Here is a 16,873-nt window from a genome sequence, read left to right as displayed (position 1 = left end):
GCGATGGTCGCCAACGATGACGCTGGGTACCTGATACCCCGCGGTGTTCTTGCGTTCATCGCGAGCGTGCTCGCTCCTACAGGAAGGCTGCCTTACCAGCAGATGCCTTCAGCTCGGCTTTGCGCGCTGGTGGCCTGAGACATGAAGCCCACCAGGTCGATCACTTGCTTGCCGTGCGGAACGTCCTGCACCAGGGCGCGGAATTTCTCGTCACGGTTGCCCAGGATGATCACGTCGGAGTTGTTGATCACTTCGTCGAAGTCGGAGTTGAGCAACGAGGACACGTGAGGGATTTTCGACTCGATGTAGTCCTTGTTCGCGCCGTGGACACGGGCGTACTCGACGTTGCTGTCGTAGATGCTCAGGTCGTAACCCTTGCCGATCAGCATTTCGGCCAGATCAACCAGCGGGCTTTCACGCAGGTCGTCGGTGCCGGCCTTGAAGCTCAGGCCCAGCAGGGCGACTTTGCGCTTGTCGTGGTTGGAAACGATATCGAAGGCGTTCTGCACCTGGGATTCGTTGCTGCGCATCAGCGAGTTGAGCAGCGGCGCTTCTACGTCCAGGGAGCTGGCGCGGTAGGTCAGGGCGCGCACGTCTTTCGGCAGGCAGGAGCCACCGAAGGCGAAGCCCGGACGCATGTAGTACTGGGACAGGTTCAGGGTCTTGTCCTGGCAGACTACGTCCATCACTTCACGACCGTCGACGCCGACGGCCTTGGCGATGTTGCCGATCTCGTTGGCGAAGGTCACCTTGGCGGCGTGCCACACGTTGCAGGTGTACTTGATCATCTCGGCGACGGCGATGTCCTTGCGGATGATCGGCGCGTCGAGTTCTTCGTACAGCGATTGCAGGACGTCGCCCGAAGCCTTGTCGAACTCGCCGATGACGGTCATTGGCGGCTGGTCGTAGTCGGCGATGGCGGTGCTTTCGCGCAGGAACTCAGGGTTCACGGCGACGCCGAAATCGACGCCCGCCTTCTTGCCGGAGCAGTCTTCCAGGATCGGGATGACCACGTTGGCCACGGTGCCCGGCAACACGGTGCTGCGCACCACGATGGTGTGACGGGTGGATTTTTCACGCAGGACAAAACCGATTTCGCGGCACACGGCCTCGATGTAGTTCAGTTCCAGGTCGCCGTTCTTCTTGCTCGGCGTACCGACGCAGATCATCGACAGGTCAGTGTCACGGATCGCTTCGGAGAAGTTGGTGGTGCCACGCAGGCGACCGGTCTGGATACCCTGTGCCAGAAGCTCGCCCAGGCCCGGTTCAACGATCGGCGATTTGCCGGCATTGATCATATCGATCTTGTCTTTGGCAACATCGACGCCAACGACGTCATGACCCCGTGCAGACAGGCAACCGGCACACACTGCGCCAACGTAACCCAAACCAAATATGCTGATGCGCATCGCAATTACCTCTCTATTATCAAGCCTGTAATAACTTCAACCATTAGATGGTCATAGTTCATCGTTTTCAGCGTTTTAAGTGCACTCGAAAGTGCGGCGCACAGGCGCAACAATGCCTCGTGGTGGCATGTAAGTTACGAGTGTCTAAATAAGTGCACTCAAGGTGTGCGTCGTCAGGGCTTATTGTTTGGCGTGCCCTGTAATGCAGCCAATCCTCTGCTCAGAAGATATTCGTGCAACCTTTCCGTGCCCTTGATGTCAGGCGAAAGCCATGAAAATCAAGTATTTGGGTGCTCTGCTGAGCACGCTATAGATGCGCTGCCCAGGCTCTGTTGGAAATAGCCATAGAGGGGTCTTCGCTGTCCGTTCAATATTGCCCAAATCAGAGATAAGTCTGTGGAAGTTACAGGGATAACTTCGCTACATGGATCTCTGTTCTGCGTAAGTTATTTCTCACAATCTCGAAGAAATTCGTTACCGGTGGTTCGAGCAGTGCATTCGGACATAGTTCCGATCCGGCCATCGTGATTTCTGAAATTTCTTGAAATATTGAGAAAGATGGCACTGCTTTCATATTGATAGCACTTGCCGTTTCGCCCTTTATATATAGGCGGATAATCGCAGGGGATAGTTTTTTGCCAGTACCGATAAAAATTTTCAGTGCCACTACTGAAAAAAATGATCGAAGTCGAATGAAAGTAAAGTTAGAAAATTGACTGTTGTGTTTTTGGCGCCATAAAAATGGCGAATCGAGCGGGGATTATAGGGGGTATCAGTAGAGCGGCGCAGAGCGGGTTTCCACTGCTGCGCCGCTTTTAATGGATCACTCGGGTGCGTGATCGCGCAGGAAAACCAGATTGTCCGGTTTGGATTGCTCGGCGCAGAAGCGATAGCCCTGGACGTCGAACTGTTTGAGGGCATCGGGATTATTGATCCGTTCTGCGATGACGAATCGGCTCATCAGGCCCCGGGCCTTCTTGGCGTAGAAGCTGATGATCTTGTACTGGCCGTTCTTCAGGTCCTTGAACTCGGTATTGATGATCCGCGCGTTCAGGGCGCTGCGTTTGACCGCCGAGAAGTACTCGTTGGAGGCCAGGTTCAGCAGGACATCGTCACCCTGGTCGGCCAGGGCTTCGTTCAGCCATTCGCTGATGCGCGAACCCCAGAAGGCATACAGGTCCTTGCCGCGAGCGTTAGCCAGCTTGGTGCCCATTTCCAGGCGATAAGGTTGCATCAGGTCCAGCGGGCGCAGCAGGCCATAGAGGCCGGAGAGCATGCGCAGATGCTTTTGGGCGTAATCGAAATCGGCTTCGCTGAAGGTTTGCGCGTTCAACCCGGTGTACACATCGCCCTTGAATGCCAGCAACGCCTGCTTGGCGTTTTCCGGGGTGAATGCCGGGGTCCAGCTGCCGAAACGCGCGGCGTTGAGCCCGCCGATCTTGTCGGAGACGTGCATCAACTCACTGATCTGCGCCGGCGTCAGGTCGCGCAGTTGCAGGATCAGCTCCTGGGAATGGTCCAGGTATTGCGGCTGGGTAAAGCGCTGGGTCGCCGGCGGTGTTTCGTAATCGAGGGTCTTGGCGGGTGAAATCACCATCAGCATGAAGTCGTCTCCTTTAATCGTGGGGGCGATTCTAGGGGGTTGTCCGTGATGACTCCAGCTATCGGTGTGATAGGTGATCGGTGGTGTCATGCGATCTTTTGATCTTCCCGCGATATAGTGCGGCGCGGGTTTTGTTATGGAGACATCCCATTGCGTATCGCTTTTCTATTCACGGCCTGGCTCCTGAGCTTCGGCGCCATGGCGGCGCCGGGCGAGGTGGCGACGCTCGATCGCGGCACCTGGCCGGAAAAACTCACCAATCCGACGCTGTTCGACGTGGCCTCGCGCGCCGAAATCCTCATGTTCGCCCACGGACTGCAGGACAGCGAAGCACTGGATGAGCCCGCACTGGCCCAGCGGCTGGGCCTGCGCACGGTCAACATGGAGTCGGTCAACCGCGTACGCGAACGGATGTGGCAACGCTTGCTGACCAGCTTCAATTTCGCCCAGCGGAGCTGCGATCAGGATGCGTCGTTCTGCTTCCTGGTGGAGGACATGCCGACCCTGCGTGAGCAAGCCGGCAAATTCCAGATCGGCGAAGACAGCTACTACATCAAGTGGGCCGAACCCAGCCGCCTGTTCCATGCCCAGTACCTGGACGAACAGCTGCGCAAGGCTGCGCTGTTTCCGCAGACCACCAGCGAAGTCGATCAATTCGGCGACTACGAACGCAATGGCGACGGCATGCATGACCGTCTGTTCCTGCTGACCTTCGACAGCGCCGCCAATGCCGCGCCCGACAACACCGACTGGGTGGCCGATTACCTGCGCAAGGCGAACATGAGCGGCACCTTCTTCGTCCTCGGCAAGGACATTCAGACGCGTCTGGCTCAAGGCTCGGTGGCCAATCTGCAATCAACCTTTTCGACCCAGTGTGTCGGCGTGCAGGGCTGGGAATTCCGCTCCCACAGCCATTGGCAGGACTGGCAGGACTCGGTCCGGCGCAGCGTCGATCTGGTCAAAGGCAAACTGCCGGAGAACTACGTGCCGCTGTTCCGTCCACCCGATGGCCAGCGCCGCTCGGACGCCGAGCCGTTCTTCAAGTCCCAGGGCCTGCAGGTGGCCCTGTGGGACATCGATGCCCAGGACGGCGCCGGCAAACTCAAGGGCCCGCAGAGCGCACAACGGGTGCTGACCCTGATGCTGCTGTGGCGTCATGGCGTGATCAATTTCAATGTGAAGCAGGACGGGCTGAAAACCGCGTTGCCCTGGCTGCTGACGCAAACGTCGCAGAGCGGGATCGGTTGGGAGGATTGCCAGGACGGTTTTCGCTGAAAACAGGAAAAGCCCGTAAACATTGGGTTCGGGGCGATTTTCGGAGGGATTTTGCAGCAGGTTGATTTCCGACTGTAAACGGATGATGGCAGTCCGCCAAGGGCTTTTCGTCACTCTGCAAAATAAACTTCAAAAAAGCGTCAAAGTGCTTTTTCCTGTCATGGGTTTTGGAGTATTACGAAGACAGACAGCCGAAACCTGCAGCACAGGTGGCGTCCTCCAAGACCCTACTCGTGCGCAGTTCACTTGAGTCCCCGCAGGTGAATTCGGCAGTCACTTCGAGGCGCATAACCGTCAAGGTATTGCGTCCAATGGCTCCCACAAAGGTGACCGAGTATGGATGATCACGGACGTAGCTCTTCTTCCAACCAGCCAATCCTTTATGTACTCGATACCAACGTATTGATTCACGATCCAAACGCGCTGCTCAATTTCGAAGAACACCACGTCGCCCTCCCAATGACCGTGCTTGAGGAGCTCGACAAGCTCAAGAGCGGGCATCACAGCGTCGCCGCCGAATGCCGCCAGGCCATCCGGCTGATCGACAAGACCCTGGGCGACGCCACGCCCGAAGATGTGGAACAGGGTGTGCCGATCCAGCGGGGCAAGGGTGGCCCGAAAGGCTTGCTGTCAATTCTGATGAGCAAGCGCGCCGAGCCGAGCATCATTCTGCCCGAGCACCTTAACGACAACATCATCATCAACCAGCTGATCGACCTGCAGGCGCGCCACCTGAAGAAGTCGGTGGTGCTGGTGACCAAAGACATCAACATGCGCCTCAAGGCCCGCGCGTGCGGGATCGCGGCCGAGGACTACAGCACTGACCAACTGGTAGACGACGTTTCGTTGCTGCCTAATGGTTATCACGAGATGAAGGGGTCGTTCTGGGATCTGGTGAGCAAGGTCGAAACCCGTCAGGGTCATGGTCGCACCTGGCATCAGGTGAAAATGATCGACAACCTGCCGGCGGTGCACATCAACGAGTTCATCATTGATGAGCAGGGCTTCGTCGGCTGGATCAAGGAGATCGAGAACGATCAGCTGCTGATCCTCGATCTGCATCAGGAGCCGCTGCTGCACCAGGAAGCCTGGGGGCTCAAGCCTCGCGACATCTACCAGAGCCTGGCGCTGTTCGCCTTGCTCGATCCGGACATCCATCTGGTCAACCTGTCCGGCGCCGCCGGTTCCGGTAAAACCATTCTGGCCCTGGCCGCTGCGATCGAGCAGACCATGGTCAGCAAGCGTTATCGCCGCATCATTGCCACCCGCAGCGTGCAGGGCCTGGACCAGGAAATCGGCTTTTTGCCCGGCACCGAAGCGGAAAAAATGGAGCCTTGGCTGGGCGCCATCACCGACAACCTCGAAGCCTTGCACATGGATGACGAAAGCACCCATGGCAGCGTTGACTACATCCTCAGCAAAGTGCCGTTGCAGTTCAAATCCCTCAACTACATTCGAGGCCGCAGCTTCCAGCAAAGCCTGATCCTGATCGACGAATGCCAGAACCTCACGCCGCACCAGATGAAAACCATCATCACCCGTGCCGGCGCCGGTTCCAAAGTGGTGTGCCTGGGCAACCTGGCACAGATCGACACCCCTTACCTGTCCGCGACCAGCTCCGGGCTGACCTACCTGACCGAACGCTTCAAGGACTTCCCGAACGGCGTGCACATCACCCTGCAAGGGGTGCCTCGCTCGATTCTGGCCGAATACGCCGAATCGCATCTGTAACCGTTTGACCAGAACCGGGCGGCCCAAAAGCCGCCCGGTTTTTTATTGCGCCTTTGTAGGAGCGAGGCTTGCCCGCGAAGGCGTCTTCAAGTGCGCCGAAGAGCTTCGCGGGCAAGCCTCGCTCCTACAGGTGGATGGGCTGTGCCTGAATATTCGTGCGTGCGCAATTTTGACCCGCAGGTTTACAATCGACGCTCCTGATCAGGAGTAACCCCGTGCTGACTCATCTCGATTCCCAAGGTCGCGCCAACATGGTCGACGTCACCGACAAAGACGTGACGTTCCGTGAGGCGACTGCCCAAGCGCTGGTGCGCATGCTGCCCGAAACCCTGCAGATGATCGTCAGCGGCGGTCACCCCAAGGGTGATGTGTTTGCCGTGGCGCGCATCGCTGGCATCCAGGCGGCGAAGAAAACCAGTGATCTGATTCCGCTATGCCATCCGCTGATGCTGACCGGGGTCAAGGTCGAACTCAGTGCCGAAGGCGACGACAGCGTCCGTATCGTCGCGCGCTGCAAGCTGTCCGGGCAGACCGGGGTGGAGATGGAAGCCCTGACCGCCGCCAGCGTCGCGGCCCTGACCATCTATGACATGTGCAAGGCCGTGGATCGCGGCATGACCATCGAAAACGTCAAGCTGCTGGAAAAGCTCGGCGGCAAGAGCGGTCACTTCCAGGCGGAGCAGCCATGAACGTTACCGTGAAGTTTTTCGCCCGCTATCGTGAAGCCCTGGGTATGGATTCGCTTGAGGTCCAGGGCCCGTTCGCCACGGTTGACGACGTGCGCGCGTTGCTGGCCCAGCGTGAAGGCGCCGAAGTGCTGAGCGAGCAAAACCTGATGTGTGCGCGCAACGAAGACCTGTGCCAGCTCGACGAGCCGGTGGCCGATGGCGATGAAGTGGCGTTTTTTCCGACCGTGACCGGGGGCTGAAACCATGGCGATCCGTGTCCAGCCCGAGCCGTTCGATCCAGGGGTTGAGGTGAACGCCATGCACGCCGCCAACGTTGGCGTGGGTGCGGTGGTGAGTTTTGTCGGTTACGTGCGCGACTTCAATGACGGACTCGATGTGGCCGGGATGTTCCTCGAACATTATCCGGGCATGACCGAAAAAGCCCTCGGCAAGATCGCCACCGAGGCCGAGCAGCGCTGGCCGTTGCTCAAGCTCGAAGTGCTGCATCGCATCGGCGCGCTGGAACCCGGCGAGCCGATCGTCTTCGTCGGCGCCGCCAGCGCCCATCGCCAGGCCGCCTTCGATGCCTGCGCCTTTGTCATGGACTACCTGAAAACCCGCGCGCCGTTCTGGAAAAAAGAGAACACCCCCGAAGGCTCGCGCTGGGTCGAGGGGCGCGACAGCGATCATGCGGCGGCGGATCGCTGGAAGCAGTAATCTCGGTTTCGCTCTTGAGTACGTCATCGCGGGCAAGCCCGCTCCCACAGGATTTGTGCCGGTCGCGTAGGTTGTGTACGACGCGAACCTTGTGGGAGCGGGCTTGCCCGCGATGAGGCCATCCGCTTCACACATTCCTTTCTGAATGCCCGACCACCGGCCGGCACATCTTCGTTTTCTCCAATTGACGGTTTGTACATAAAAGTCCAGTATGGATTTATAAGTACAAAAAAAGATCTATCCCCGTTTCCGCTTTTTCTTCTGTCTTGCAAAACCAACAACAACCCGCGAGAGAACGAATATGAAGAAGTTCCCCCTCATCACCGGTCTGGCCCTGAGCCTGTTGGCGTGCTCCAGCCTGTATGCCGCCGAGAAAACCCTGCGTATCGGTATCGAGGCCGCTTATCCACCGTTTGCTTCCAAGACCGACAAGGGCGAGATCGTCGGTTTCGACTACGACATCGGCAACGCCCTGTGCGCCGAGATGAAGGTCAAGTGCGTGTGGGTCGAAGGTGAGTTCGACGGCCTGATTCCTTCGCTGAAAGTGAAGAAGATCGACATGGCCCTGTCGTCGATGACCATCAACGACGACCGCAAGAAGTCGGTGGATTTCACCCACAAGTACTACTTCACGTCCTCGCGCCTGGTGATGAAGGAAGGCGCGGTGGTGGATGACCAGTACGCCAGCCTCAAGGGCAAGACCGTCGGCGTGCAGCGCGCGACCACCACTGATCGCTACGCTACCGAGGTGTTCGAGCCCAAGGGCGTCATCGTCAAGCGTTACGGCAACAACGAAGAGATCTACATGGACCTGGCGGCCGGTCGCCTGGACGCGGTTTTCGCCGACACCATTCCGCTCAACGACTTCCTGTCGATGCCGCGTGGCAAGGGTTACGCGTTTGTCGGGCCTGAGCTCAAGGATCCGAAATACGTGGGCGAGGGCGCCGGGATTGCGGTGCGCAAGGGGAATGCCGAACTGGTCAGCCAGTTGAACACGGCCATCGATGGCATTCGCGCGAATGGCGAGTACCAGAAGATTTCCGAGAAGTACTTCAAGTCCGATATCTACGGCGATTGATCGTCAGTCTTCGCGGGCAAGCGTGACCTGTAGGAGCGAGGCTTGCCCGCGAAAACGGTGTGTCAGGCGACATTGATGTTGGATGTGCCGGCCTCTTCGCGAGCAAGCCCGCTCCCACAGGTGATCTGTGTGTACACAAATTTTGTGTCCGACACGGGACAAATGTAGGAGCTGCCGCAGGCTGCGATCTTTTGATCTTCAGCCCTTCAATTCCTTCAAATGCTTGTACACCGTCGCCCGCCCCATGTTCAGCACATTGGCCACATAGTTCGACGAGCTTTTACCCTTGAACGCCCCTTCGGCATGCAGGGCCAGCACCAGTTCGCGTTTGTGATCGCGGGTCAGCAGGTTCAGGCTCAGTTGGCGTTCGCGCAGCCAGGCGTGGAGGAAGGTGTTGATCCGCTCCTGCCAGTCATCGCGAAACAGCGCGTCCGGTTGCGGGATCAGCTTGGTCGGTGACAGGAACAGGTCCAGCGCGGCCTTGGCATTCTCGAACAGCGAAATATTCAGATTGATGCACAGCACGCCCAGCGGATGACCTTCGCTGTCGCGCAGCACGGTGCTGACGCTGCGAATGTTCTGACCATCCCAGTTGAGCTTTTCGTACGGCCCGATGTTTCGTTCGTCGACATCGTCGCTGAGCATGTCTTCCAGCGCCGAATCGTCGCCGATCACCCGCTTGGACAGGTTGTTGGCGATGTAGTCGACCTTCTGCGTGCGCAGGTCGTGCAGCACCACCTCGGCGTGGGGAAAGAACAGAGTGGCGATGGCATCGGCGATAGCCCGGAAGTTATCCAGGGCGGCGTCGCTCAAGGCCGGGTCTTTTTCGGGTGCGTTCATGCAGGGGGCTCCGGGCAGCATCAGCGCCCCGTGGAACGGGGCTCTGAAAGTGTGCCGCAATCGTGTCGGCGCGTCACGCGAGGCTGGCTCAGGTGGGTAGCGATCAGCCCAGGCGAGCAGGGGAGAGCATCTCGGCGTTCAGGCCGAAACGGGTCAGTTGCTCAGGCAGCGCATCACCGCGAACCAAAGCTGCGCTGGCCTGGCCCATGGCTGGCGAGGTCTGGATGCCGTAGCCGCCTTGCGCCGCGACCCAGAACAGGCCCGGCACCTGTGGATCGAAACCGGACAGCAGGTCGCCGTCACTGACGAAGCTGCGCAACCCGGCCCAGGTGCGGGTCGGACGGCGGATGGTCAGGGTGGTGGCTTCTTCGATCTGGTAGATGCCCATGGCGATGTCCAGCTCTTCAGGCTGCACGTCGTGAGGCTCGACCGGGTCGGCGTTGGCCGGTGAGCCGAGAAACATGCCGGCGTCTGGCTTCATATAGAAGGACTCGTCGAGGCTGACCAGCATCGGCCAATGGTGAATGTCCACTCCCTCGGGGCCGGCGAAGATGAAGGCCGCGCGACGCTTGGGTTGCAGGCCCAGCGGGCGGGCGCCGGCGAGTTCGCCGATCTTGTCGGCCCAGGCGCCGGCGGCGTTGATGATGATCTTCGCGCTGAAGGTGCCAGTGGAGGTCTGCACCTGCCACAGGCCTTCGGTATTGCGGGACAAACCCTGCACTTCGCAGTCGGTATGCACTTCGCTTTTGTTGCGGCGGATGCCACGCAGGTAGCCCTGATGCAGGGCATCGGTATCGATGTCGCTGGCGGTCGGATCGTAGAGCGCGCCGTGGACTTTCTCCCGACGCAGGATCGGTACCAGCTCGCAGGCCTCGTCGACGCTGAGTAGTTGCATCTCGGGCACTGTGGACTTGGCGCTTTGGTATTGGCTGTTCAGCTCGTCCGGATCGCCGGTGAAGTCCACGGTCATCTCACCGCGTGGGGTCAGCAGCGGGTGCTCGCAGAAACCGCTGGGCGGGGTGTCGAAGAAATCACGGCTGGCCAGGGTCAGGGCGCGTACCTGGGGTGTGCCGTAGGCTGCGGTGAACAGCGCCGCCGAGCGCCCGGTGGAGTGATAGGCCGGGTGCGACTCGCGCTCGAGCACAACCACGCGCCCGTGCTGCGACAGCCAGAAACCGGTGGAAGCGCCGGCAATCCCGCCGCCGATGATGATGAAGTCTGCCTGGCTCATGAACGTCTCCTGATGGGGCGTGATGCCAAAATTATGAACATTTCCCGGGTGAGGGCGCGGCCTTTGTGGCGAGGGGGCTTGCCCCCGTTCGGCGGCGGAGCCGTCGCAAAACCGAAAAACGCGGTGTACCTGAAAAAACGAGTTGGCAGGTTTTGGGGCGGCTTCGCCACCCAGCGGGGGCAAGCCCCCTCGCCACAAGGATGTATGCCTGCAGTAGGTATCTGTTTAGCGCTGCAAACGGTAAATGGCATTCGCCAACGCAATATCTTCCAGCCCCAAACCAATGGAGCGAAAGAACACATGCCGGTCATAAGCCGGGCGCTGCACTTTTTCGCTGAGCAAATCCGGCAGATCGCCGAGGATCGCGCTCTTGTTCCAGCCATGCTGTTCGCCGGCAATCAGCATTTCCCCGGCCGAGCCCGGGGTAGTCACGCGGTAGTCGCAGAACACCTGCATGTCGTTGAGGCTCTGCGGCGGTACTTCGTGGGCGCGCGGGGCGTTGGTGCTGATGGAAGTAATCAGCGCTGGCTTGCTCAAAATGGACGGGTCGATCACCGGTCCTGCGGACGAGGTGCACAGCATGATCACATCCGCATCGGCCATCGCCACTTCACGACTGTCGACGATATTCAAACGCGGATCGAGGTTTCTGATCTGCGTCTGCTCCTCGGCGCTGCTCTCGCTCAGCCCCGGCGAGTAAATGCTGATGCTCTGCCAGTCACGCAGACCCTTCACATAATGCACATGGGCCTGGGCCACTTTGCCGCTGCCGATGATTGCCAGGCGCGAGGCCTTCAGTGGTGCCAGGGCATCGATGGCCACGGCAGTGGTCGCGGCGGTGCGCGCTATGGTCAGCTCACCGGCATCGCACAACAACAGCGGCTGGCCCGTCTGCATCGACATCAACAAAGTCCAGGCCGTCACCAATGGCCCCTGTTCGCGGACGATGTAAGGCGAAGTCTTGACCCCGTACACGCCATCTTCCGCCAGCACGCCCAAGTAATTGATGAAGTCGCCAGCCCCTTGTGGAAACTCCACCAGTTGCTGCGCCGGCTGCACCGCTTGCCCGGCGGCCAGGTCGCGGAACAGTTTGCGCAGGATCTGAGGCACGTCGACCTGGGCCAGCAACTCGCGGGCCTGAGGTTGGGTGATCACGTAGGGGGTGCTGGACATGGTCGACTCCGGAAGCGGTTTATAAACTAATTTGTCCATTATGGACTTTTAGATCTGTCTCGCAATATCCGGGCGAAAAAAAAGCGCAGTCCGTTTCCGGTCTGCGCCTCTTTTTACACCGTGTCCGTTATGGACGTTTGCGCTCAACCGCCCGCAACAGATGGGTCGGCGGCATTTCGCAGCTGATCTTCTTGCCCAGCATCTCTTCGATGGCCGGTAGCTGGTAGGAGTCGTCTTCACCGGCAAAGCTGATGGAAACACCGTCGGCACCCGCACGACCGGTCCGGCCGATACGGTGCACGTAATCGTCCGGCACTTCCGGCAGGGTGAAGTTGATCACGTGGCTGATGCCGTCGATGTGGATCCCGCGACCCGCCACGTCGGTAGCCACCAGCACGCGGATCTTGCCTTCGCGGAAACCTTCCAGAGTCTTGATGCGCTTGTGCTGCGGCACGTCGCCCGACAGTTGCGCGGCGTTGATGCCGTCGCGCACCAGGCGTTCCTCGATGCGCCGCACTTCATCCTTGCGGTTGGCGAACACGATGACCCGCTCCCAGCCATTGTCGTTGACCAGGTTGTAGAGCAGTTTGTACTTGTCGGCACCGGCCACCGCATAGATGTGCTGCTCGACGTTGTCGCTGGCAACATTGGTGGCTTCGATCTCGACGATGGCAGGATCGGTGGTCCACTGCTTGGCCAGGTTCATCACGTCTTCGGTGAAGGTCGCGGAGAACAGCAGCGTCTGGCGTTCGGACTTCGGCGGCGTCTGGCGAATGATCTGGCGCACTTGCGGGATGAAACCCATGTCGAGCATGCGGTCGGCTTCGTCCAACACCATCACTTCGACCATGTCCAGGTGCACGTCGCCGCGCTGGTTGAAGTCCAGCAGGCGGCCAGGCGTGGCCACGAGGATGTCGCAGTGACGCGCTTCGAGGTGCTTGAGCTGCTTGTCGAAATCCATGCCGCCGACGAACGTCATGACGTTCAGGCCCGTGTACTTGGTCAGGTCCGCGGCGTCCTTGGCGATCTGCACTACCAGCTCGCGGGTCGGCGCGATGATCAGCGCCCGTGGCTCGCCCATGTAGCGCTCTTTCGGCGGCGGAGTCTGCAGCAGCTGGGTGATGATCGAAATCAGGAACGCGGCGGTCTTGCCGGTGCCCGTCTGGGCGCGGCCGATGGCGTCTTTGCCGGCGAGGGTGAAGCCCAGCACCTGCGCCTGGATCGGCGTGCAATAAGGAAAGCCCAGGTCCTGGATGGCATGCATCAGTTCCGGGGAGAGCTTGAAGTCGTGGAAGCGGGTCTTGCCTTCCTGGGGCTCGACGACGAAATCTTCGAGTTTCCAAGGGATCACCGGGGCCTTGGGCTTCGGTTCGCGGCGTGGTTTGGCGGGTTTCGGCGTTTCGCTGCGTGGCTGCTCGGGGGCAGTGCTTGCCGCAGGTTGGGCGGCTGGAGGACGCTTTGGCTCACGTTGCGGTTCGTCTTTCGGTGCCGCTGCAGGAGCGGTCCGGCCAGGCTGATTACCGTCGGTGCGGTGGCTGGGCTGGTGAGACGGAGCGCTGGGGGCTGGCGCGAGTTGCTCAGTCTCGCTTTTACCGAACATTTTCTTGAGTGCTTTGAGCACGGTCATCTCATCAATTGGTTAAGGAATGTACGCCGGCCAGTGTAATGCAAGAAACGGGCGCGGCGTAGTGGGGTGGATCAAAGGGCGCTTTTAAACACAAAAACGCCGGTAAAACGTTTAGCGCAAACGTTCAGCAAGCCACACACCGATGTCGCGAATTTCCTCGGGTAACACTTCGTGGGCCATTGGGTACTCCTGCCATGTCACGGTGACACCATGGGACTTCAAATACTCATAAGCGGTGCGCCCCATCGAGTTTTGCACCACGTCGTCGTATTGACCGTGCAGCGACAGCACCGGAATACGCTGCTGGCTGGCGGACAGTTCCAGCTCATCGCTGAAGGTCGGGGCGTAGGTGGAGAGGGCAAGTACGCCACCGAGCGGGCCCTGCCATTTCAGAAACGCGGTGTGTAACACCACCGCGCCGCCCTGGGAAAAACCTGCCAGAAAAATCCGCGAGGCGTCTATTCCGCTGGCTCGCTGTTGTTCGATCAATTCGATGATGCGATCGGCGGAGGCTTCCAGCTGATCACGGTCGATCGCCCGCGCCGGGCTCATGGCCAAAATGTCGTACCAGCTCGGCATCTCGTAACCGCCGTTGATGGTCACGGCGCGGGTCGGTGCCTGGGGCAATACGAAGCGGGTGGTGGTCAGGGTTTCCTGCAGGGCTTCGGCCACCGGCAGGAAGTCGTAGCGATCGGCGCCCAGGCCGTGCAGCCAGATGACGCAGGCGTCTTCTGTCTTGGCGGGGTGAAGAATCAAGGGCTCGGACATGTCTGCTCCAATTGTGTGCGTGCGCTCTCATTAAGTGCGGGGCTCGAGGGCGCGTCTGGTTGATCAGTTACGAAGATGTCGCAAGGTTACAAGTTTTGCTATTGACCTGTCGCTTTCCCGCTTAAATGGTCGGTGTGGTACGGGCCTTGCTATAGGGGAGCTGGTACGAAGATCCCACATCTGGCGGTAACACTATCAGGCCATTTTTGGCGGTGGGATAGCAAAGAATCCGGTGATGGATGTTCGCCACAGGCCGCTACGGGCTTCGCGAACGTGAAAGGGCTACAGCCCGTTCGGCCGATTGGTGAGAAGTGAGTTGTCCATTATGTGGATTTTCTCCTACTAGACTCATAGCTACGGTCTCTACGTCGGTTGACCCAACAACAAGCCAACACGGGTCGACAACGCCTCAAAAGGGTGCGGCAGGACTCACGCTCCGACACAACAAGAGCAAAACTGGAGGTTTTGAATGAAGATGTTGAAATCCACCCTGGCCATCGTGACTGCAGCAACAGTACTCGGTGTCAGCGGGTTCGCTCAGGCGGGTGCAACCCTGGATGCAGTGCAGAAGAAAGGTTTCGTGCAGTGTGGCGTCAGCGATGGTCTGCCAGGCTTCTCGGTTCCGGACTCCACCGGCAAGATCGTCGGTATCGATGCTGACTACTGCCGCGCTGTGGCCGCTGCCGTGTTCGGCGATGCGACCAAGGTCAAGTTCAGCCAGTTGAACGCCAAAGAGCGTTTCACCGCCCTGCAGTCGGGCGAGATCGACATCCTGTCGCGTAACACCACCATGACCAGCTCCCGCGACGCCGGCATGGGTCTGAAATTCCCGGGCATGATTACCTACTACGACGGTATCGGCTTCCTGGTGAACAACAAGCTGGGCGTGAAGAGCGCCAAGGAACTGGACGGCGCGACCATCTGCATCCAGGCCGGTACCACCACCGAGCTGAACGTTTCCGACTACTTCCGTGGCAACGGTCTGAAATACACCCCGATCACTTTCGACACCTCCGATGAAAGCGCCAAGTCGCTGGAATCCGGTCGTTGCGACGTGCTGACCTCCGACAAGTCCCAACTGTTCGCCCAGCGCAGCAAGCTGGCCGCGCCGAAGGACTACGTGGTTCTGCCGGAAACCATTTCCAAGGAGCCTCTGGGCCCGGTCGTGCGTAACGGCGACGACGAGTGGCTGGCCATCGTGCGCTGGGTTGGCTACGCCATGCTCAACGCTGAAGAGGCAGGCATCACTTCCAAGAACGTGGAAGCCGAAGCCAAGTCCACCAAGAACCCGGACGTCGCTCGTCTGCTGGGTGCCGACGGTGAATACGGCAAAGACCTGAAAGTGAAGAAAGACTGGGTTGTGCAGATCGTCAAGCAGGTCGGCAACTACGGTGAAGTGTTCGAGAAAAACCTCGGCAAGAGCACTCCGCTGGAAATCGACCGCGGCCTGAACGCGCTGTGGAACGCTGGCGGCATTCAATACGCACCACCAGTGCGCTGATGGTTCTATCACCCGGCAGGCCAACTGCCGGGTGATGTTCTGTTCCATTATTACCGGGGCACTTCATGCAAAATTCAATCGGCGCACCAAAGCAGAGGCTCAGCCTCAGCGATCCTAAAGTGCGTGCGTGGCTCTTCCAGATCATCACCATTGTCGCGGTGGTCTCGATGGGCTGGTACCTTTTCGACAACACCCAGACCAACCTTCAGCACCGGGGCATCACCTCCGGTTTCGACTTTCTGGAGCGCAGTGCCGGTTTCGGCATCGCTCAACACCTGATCGACTACACCGAAGCGGACAGCTATGCCCGCGTGTTCGTCATCGGCCTGCTCAACACCTTGCTGGTGAGCTTCATTGGCGTGATTCTGGCGACCATCCTGGGCTTCATCATCGGCGTGGCCCGTCTTTCGAAAAACTGGATCATCGCCAAGCTGGCGACCGTCTATGTGGAGGTTTTCCGAAACATCCCGCCGCTGCTGCAGATCCTGTTCTGGTACTTCGCGGTGTTCCTGACCATGCCGGGACCGCGCAACAGCCACAACTTCGGTGACACCTTCTTCGTCAGCGCCCGTGGCCTGAACATGCCGGCCGCAGTGGCAGCCGACGGTTTCTGGCCGTTCGTGATCAGCGTCGTGGTGGCTATCGTCGCCATCGTGCTGATGAGCCGCTGGGCCAACAAGCGCTTCGAAGCGACCGGCGAGCCGTTCCACAAGTTCTGGGTCGGCCTGGCGTTGTTCCTGGTGATCCCGGCACTGTGCGCCCTGGTCTTCGGTTCGCCCGTTCACTGGGAAATGCCTGAGCTCAAGGGCTTCAACTTCGTCGGTGGCTGGGTCCTGATCCCGGAACTGCTGGCACTGACCCTGGCGCTGACCGTGTACACCGCGGCGTTCATCGCCGAGATCGTGCGTTCGGGCATCAAGTCCGTCAGCCACGGCCAGACCGAAGCGGCGCACTCGCTCGGCCTGCGCAACGGTCCGACCCTGCGCAAGGTGATCATCCCGCAAGCCCTGCGCGTGATCATTCCGCCGTTGACCAGCCAGTACCTGAACCTGGTGAAAAACTCCTCCCTGGCCGCCGGTATCGGTTATCCGGAAATGGTCTCGCTGTTCGCCGGTACCGTGCTGAACCAGACCGGGCAGGCGATCGAGGTGATTGCGATCACCATGAGCGTGTACCTGGCAATCAGTATCAGCATTTCCCTGCTGATGAACTGGTACAACAAGCGCATTGCGCTGATCGAGCGGTAAGGAAA

General features: G+C 59.5%; 15 protein-coding genes. 8 read left to right on the top strand and 7 right to left on the bottom strand.

Features of this window, described 5'->3' with window-relative positions; all coding sequences use genetic code 11:
* Positions 1–92: 92 nt before the first annotated feature.
* Together K9857_RS07805 and yaaA are read right to left on the bottom strand one after the other, a co-directional pair.
* A complete protein-coding gene (locus K9857_RS07805) occupies positions 93–1,409 on the bottom strand; it encodes a nucleotide sugar dehydrogenase (protein ID WP_224534477.1) in 1,317 nt (438 codons plus the stop codon).
* An 823-nt stretch (positions 1,410–2,232) separates the two neighbouring features.
* On the bottom strand, positions 2,233–3,012 hold the full coding sequence (gene yaaA / locus K9857_RS07800; protein WP_224534475.1) for a peroxide stress protein YaaA: 780 nt from the start codon (positions 3,010–3,012) through the stop codon (positions 2,233–2,235).
* Between the two features lie 150 nt (positions 3,013–3,162).
* On the opposite strand from yaaA, the gene K9857_RS07795 reads away from it, so the two are divergent.
* The 6 genes from K9857_RS07795 to K9857_RS07770 all read left to right on the top strand — a co-directional run bounded on the left by K9857_RS07795 (position 3,163) and on the right by K9857_RS07770 (position 8,481).
* Complete coding sequence (locus K9857_RS07795; protein WP_224534473.1) at positions 3,163–4,287, top strand: polysaccharide deacetylase family protein; 1,125 nt, start codon at positions 3,163–3,165, stop codon at positions 4,285–4,287.
* A gap of 336 nt (positions 4,288–4,623) precedes the next feature.
* Positions 4,624–6,018, top strand: coding sequence for a PhoH family protein (locus K9857_RS07790; protein ID WP_224534471.1), 1,395 nt, complete (start codon positions 4,624–4,626; stop codon positions 6,016–6,018).
* Positions 6,019–6,233: 215 nt separating this feature from the next.
* The gene (moaC, locus tag K9857_RS07785; RefSeq protein WP_224534470.1) at positions 6,234–6,707 is read left to right on the top strand and encodes a cyclic pyranopterin monophosphate synthase MoaC; all 474 of its coding nucleotides are present in this window, start codon (positions 6,234–6,236) and stop codon (positions 6,705–6,707) included.
* Positions 6,704–6,946 (top strand): molybdopterin converting factor subunit 1, encoded by a 243-nt coding sequence (gene moaD, locus K9857_RS07780; RefSeq protein WP_175377919.1) that lies wholly within the window; start codon positions 6,704–6,706, stop codon positions 6,944–6,946. The genes moaC and moaD overlap by 4 nt, the downstream gene beginning before the upstream one ends.
* Positions 6,947–6,950: 4 nt before the next feature.
* Positions 6,951–7,403 (top strand): molybdopterin synthase catalytic subunit MoaE, encoded by a 453-nt coding sequence (gene moaE / locus K9857_RS07775; RefSeq protein ID WP_224534461.1) that lies wholly within the window; start codon positions 6,951–6,953, stop codon positions 7,401–7,403.
* A 301-nt stretch (positions 7,404–7,704) separates the two neighbouring features.
* On the top strand, positions 7,705–8,481 hold the full coding sequence (locus K9857_RS07770; RefSeq protein ID WP_224534458.1) for an ABC transporter substrate-binding protein: 777 nt from the start codon (positions 7,705–7,707) through the stop codon (positions 8,479–8,481).
* A 198-nt stretch (positions 8,482–8,679) separates the two neighbouring features.
* Here the strand turns inward: K9857_RS07770 and K9857_RS07765 are convergent, their stop codons facing one another.
* The 5 genes from K9857_RS07765 to K9857_RS07745 form a co-directional block, all read right to left on the bottom strand.
* The gene (locus tag K9857_RS07765; RefSeq protein WP_224534456.1) at positions 8,680–9,321 is read right to left on the bottom strand and encodes a transcriptional regulator; all 642 of its coding nucleotides are present in this window, start codon (positions 9,319–9,321) and stop codon (positions 8,680–8,682) included.
* A gap of 103 nt (positions 9,322–9,424) precedes the next feature.
* Complete coding sequence (locus tag K9857_RS07760; protein ID WP_224534454.1) at positions 9,425–10,552, bottom strand: NAD(P)/FAD-dependent oxidoreductase; 1,128 nt, start codon at positions 10,550–10,552, stop codon at positions 9,425–9,427.
* 225 nt (positions 10,553–10,777) lie between these two features.
* Positions 10,778–11,725: an ornithine cyclodeaminase family protein gene (locus tag K9857_RS07755; RefSeq protein WP_224534452.1), complete on the bottom strand. Its 948-nt coding sequence runs from the start codon at positions 11,723–11,725 to the stop codon at positions 10,778–10,780.
* A gap of 127 nt (positions 11,726–11,852) precedes the next feature.
* On the bottom strand, positions 11,853–13,352 hold the full coding sequence (rhlB, locus tag K9857_RS07750; protein WP_224534442.1) for an ATP-dependent RNA helicase RhlB: 1,500 nt from the start codon (positions 13,350–13,352) through the stop codon (positions 11,853–11,855).
* A 111-nt stretch (positions 13,353–13,463) separates the two neighbouring features.
* Positions 13,464–14,120 carry an alpha/beta hydrolase gene (locus K9857_RS07745; RefSeq protein ID WP_224534433.1) on the bottom strand — a complete coding sequence of 219 codons (657 nt, stop codon included), beginning with the start codon at positions 14,118–14,120 and terminating at the stop codon, positions 13,464–13,466.
* 469 nt (positions 14,121–14,589) lie between these two features.
* Here K9857_RS07745 and K9857_RS07740 point away from each other — a divergent pair, with 469 nt between their 5' ends.
* Positions 14,590–15,621 (top strand): amino acid ABC transporter substrate-binding protein, encoded by a 1,032-nt coding sequence (locus K9857_RS07740; RefSeq protein ID WP_224534432.1) that lies wholly within the window; start codon positions 14,590–14,592, stop codon positions 15,619–15,621.
* A gap of 65 nt (positions 15,622–15,686) precedes the next feature.
* Positions 15,687–16,868: an amino acid ABC transporter permease gene (locus K9857_RS07735; protein ID WP_224534430.1), complete on the top strand. Its 1,182-nt coding sequence runs from the start codon at positions 15,687–15,689 to the stop codon at positions 16,866–16,868.
* The last annotated feature ends 5 nt before the right edge of the window (positions 16,869–16,873 follow it).

The sequence above is a fragment of the Pseudomonas sp. REP124 genome (assembly GCF_020164475.1).
GTDB lineage: Bacteria > Pseudomonadota > Gammaproteobacteria > Pseudomonadales > Pseudomonadaceae > Aquipseudomonas.
The sequence above is the reverse complement of the archived record's forward strand: the minus strand, read 5'-3'. Positions and strand labels throughout refer to the sequence as shown.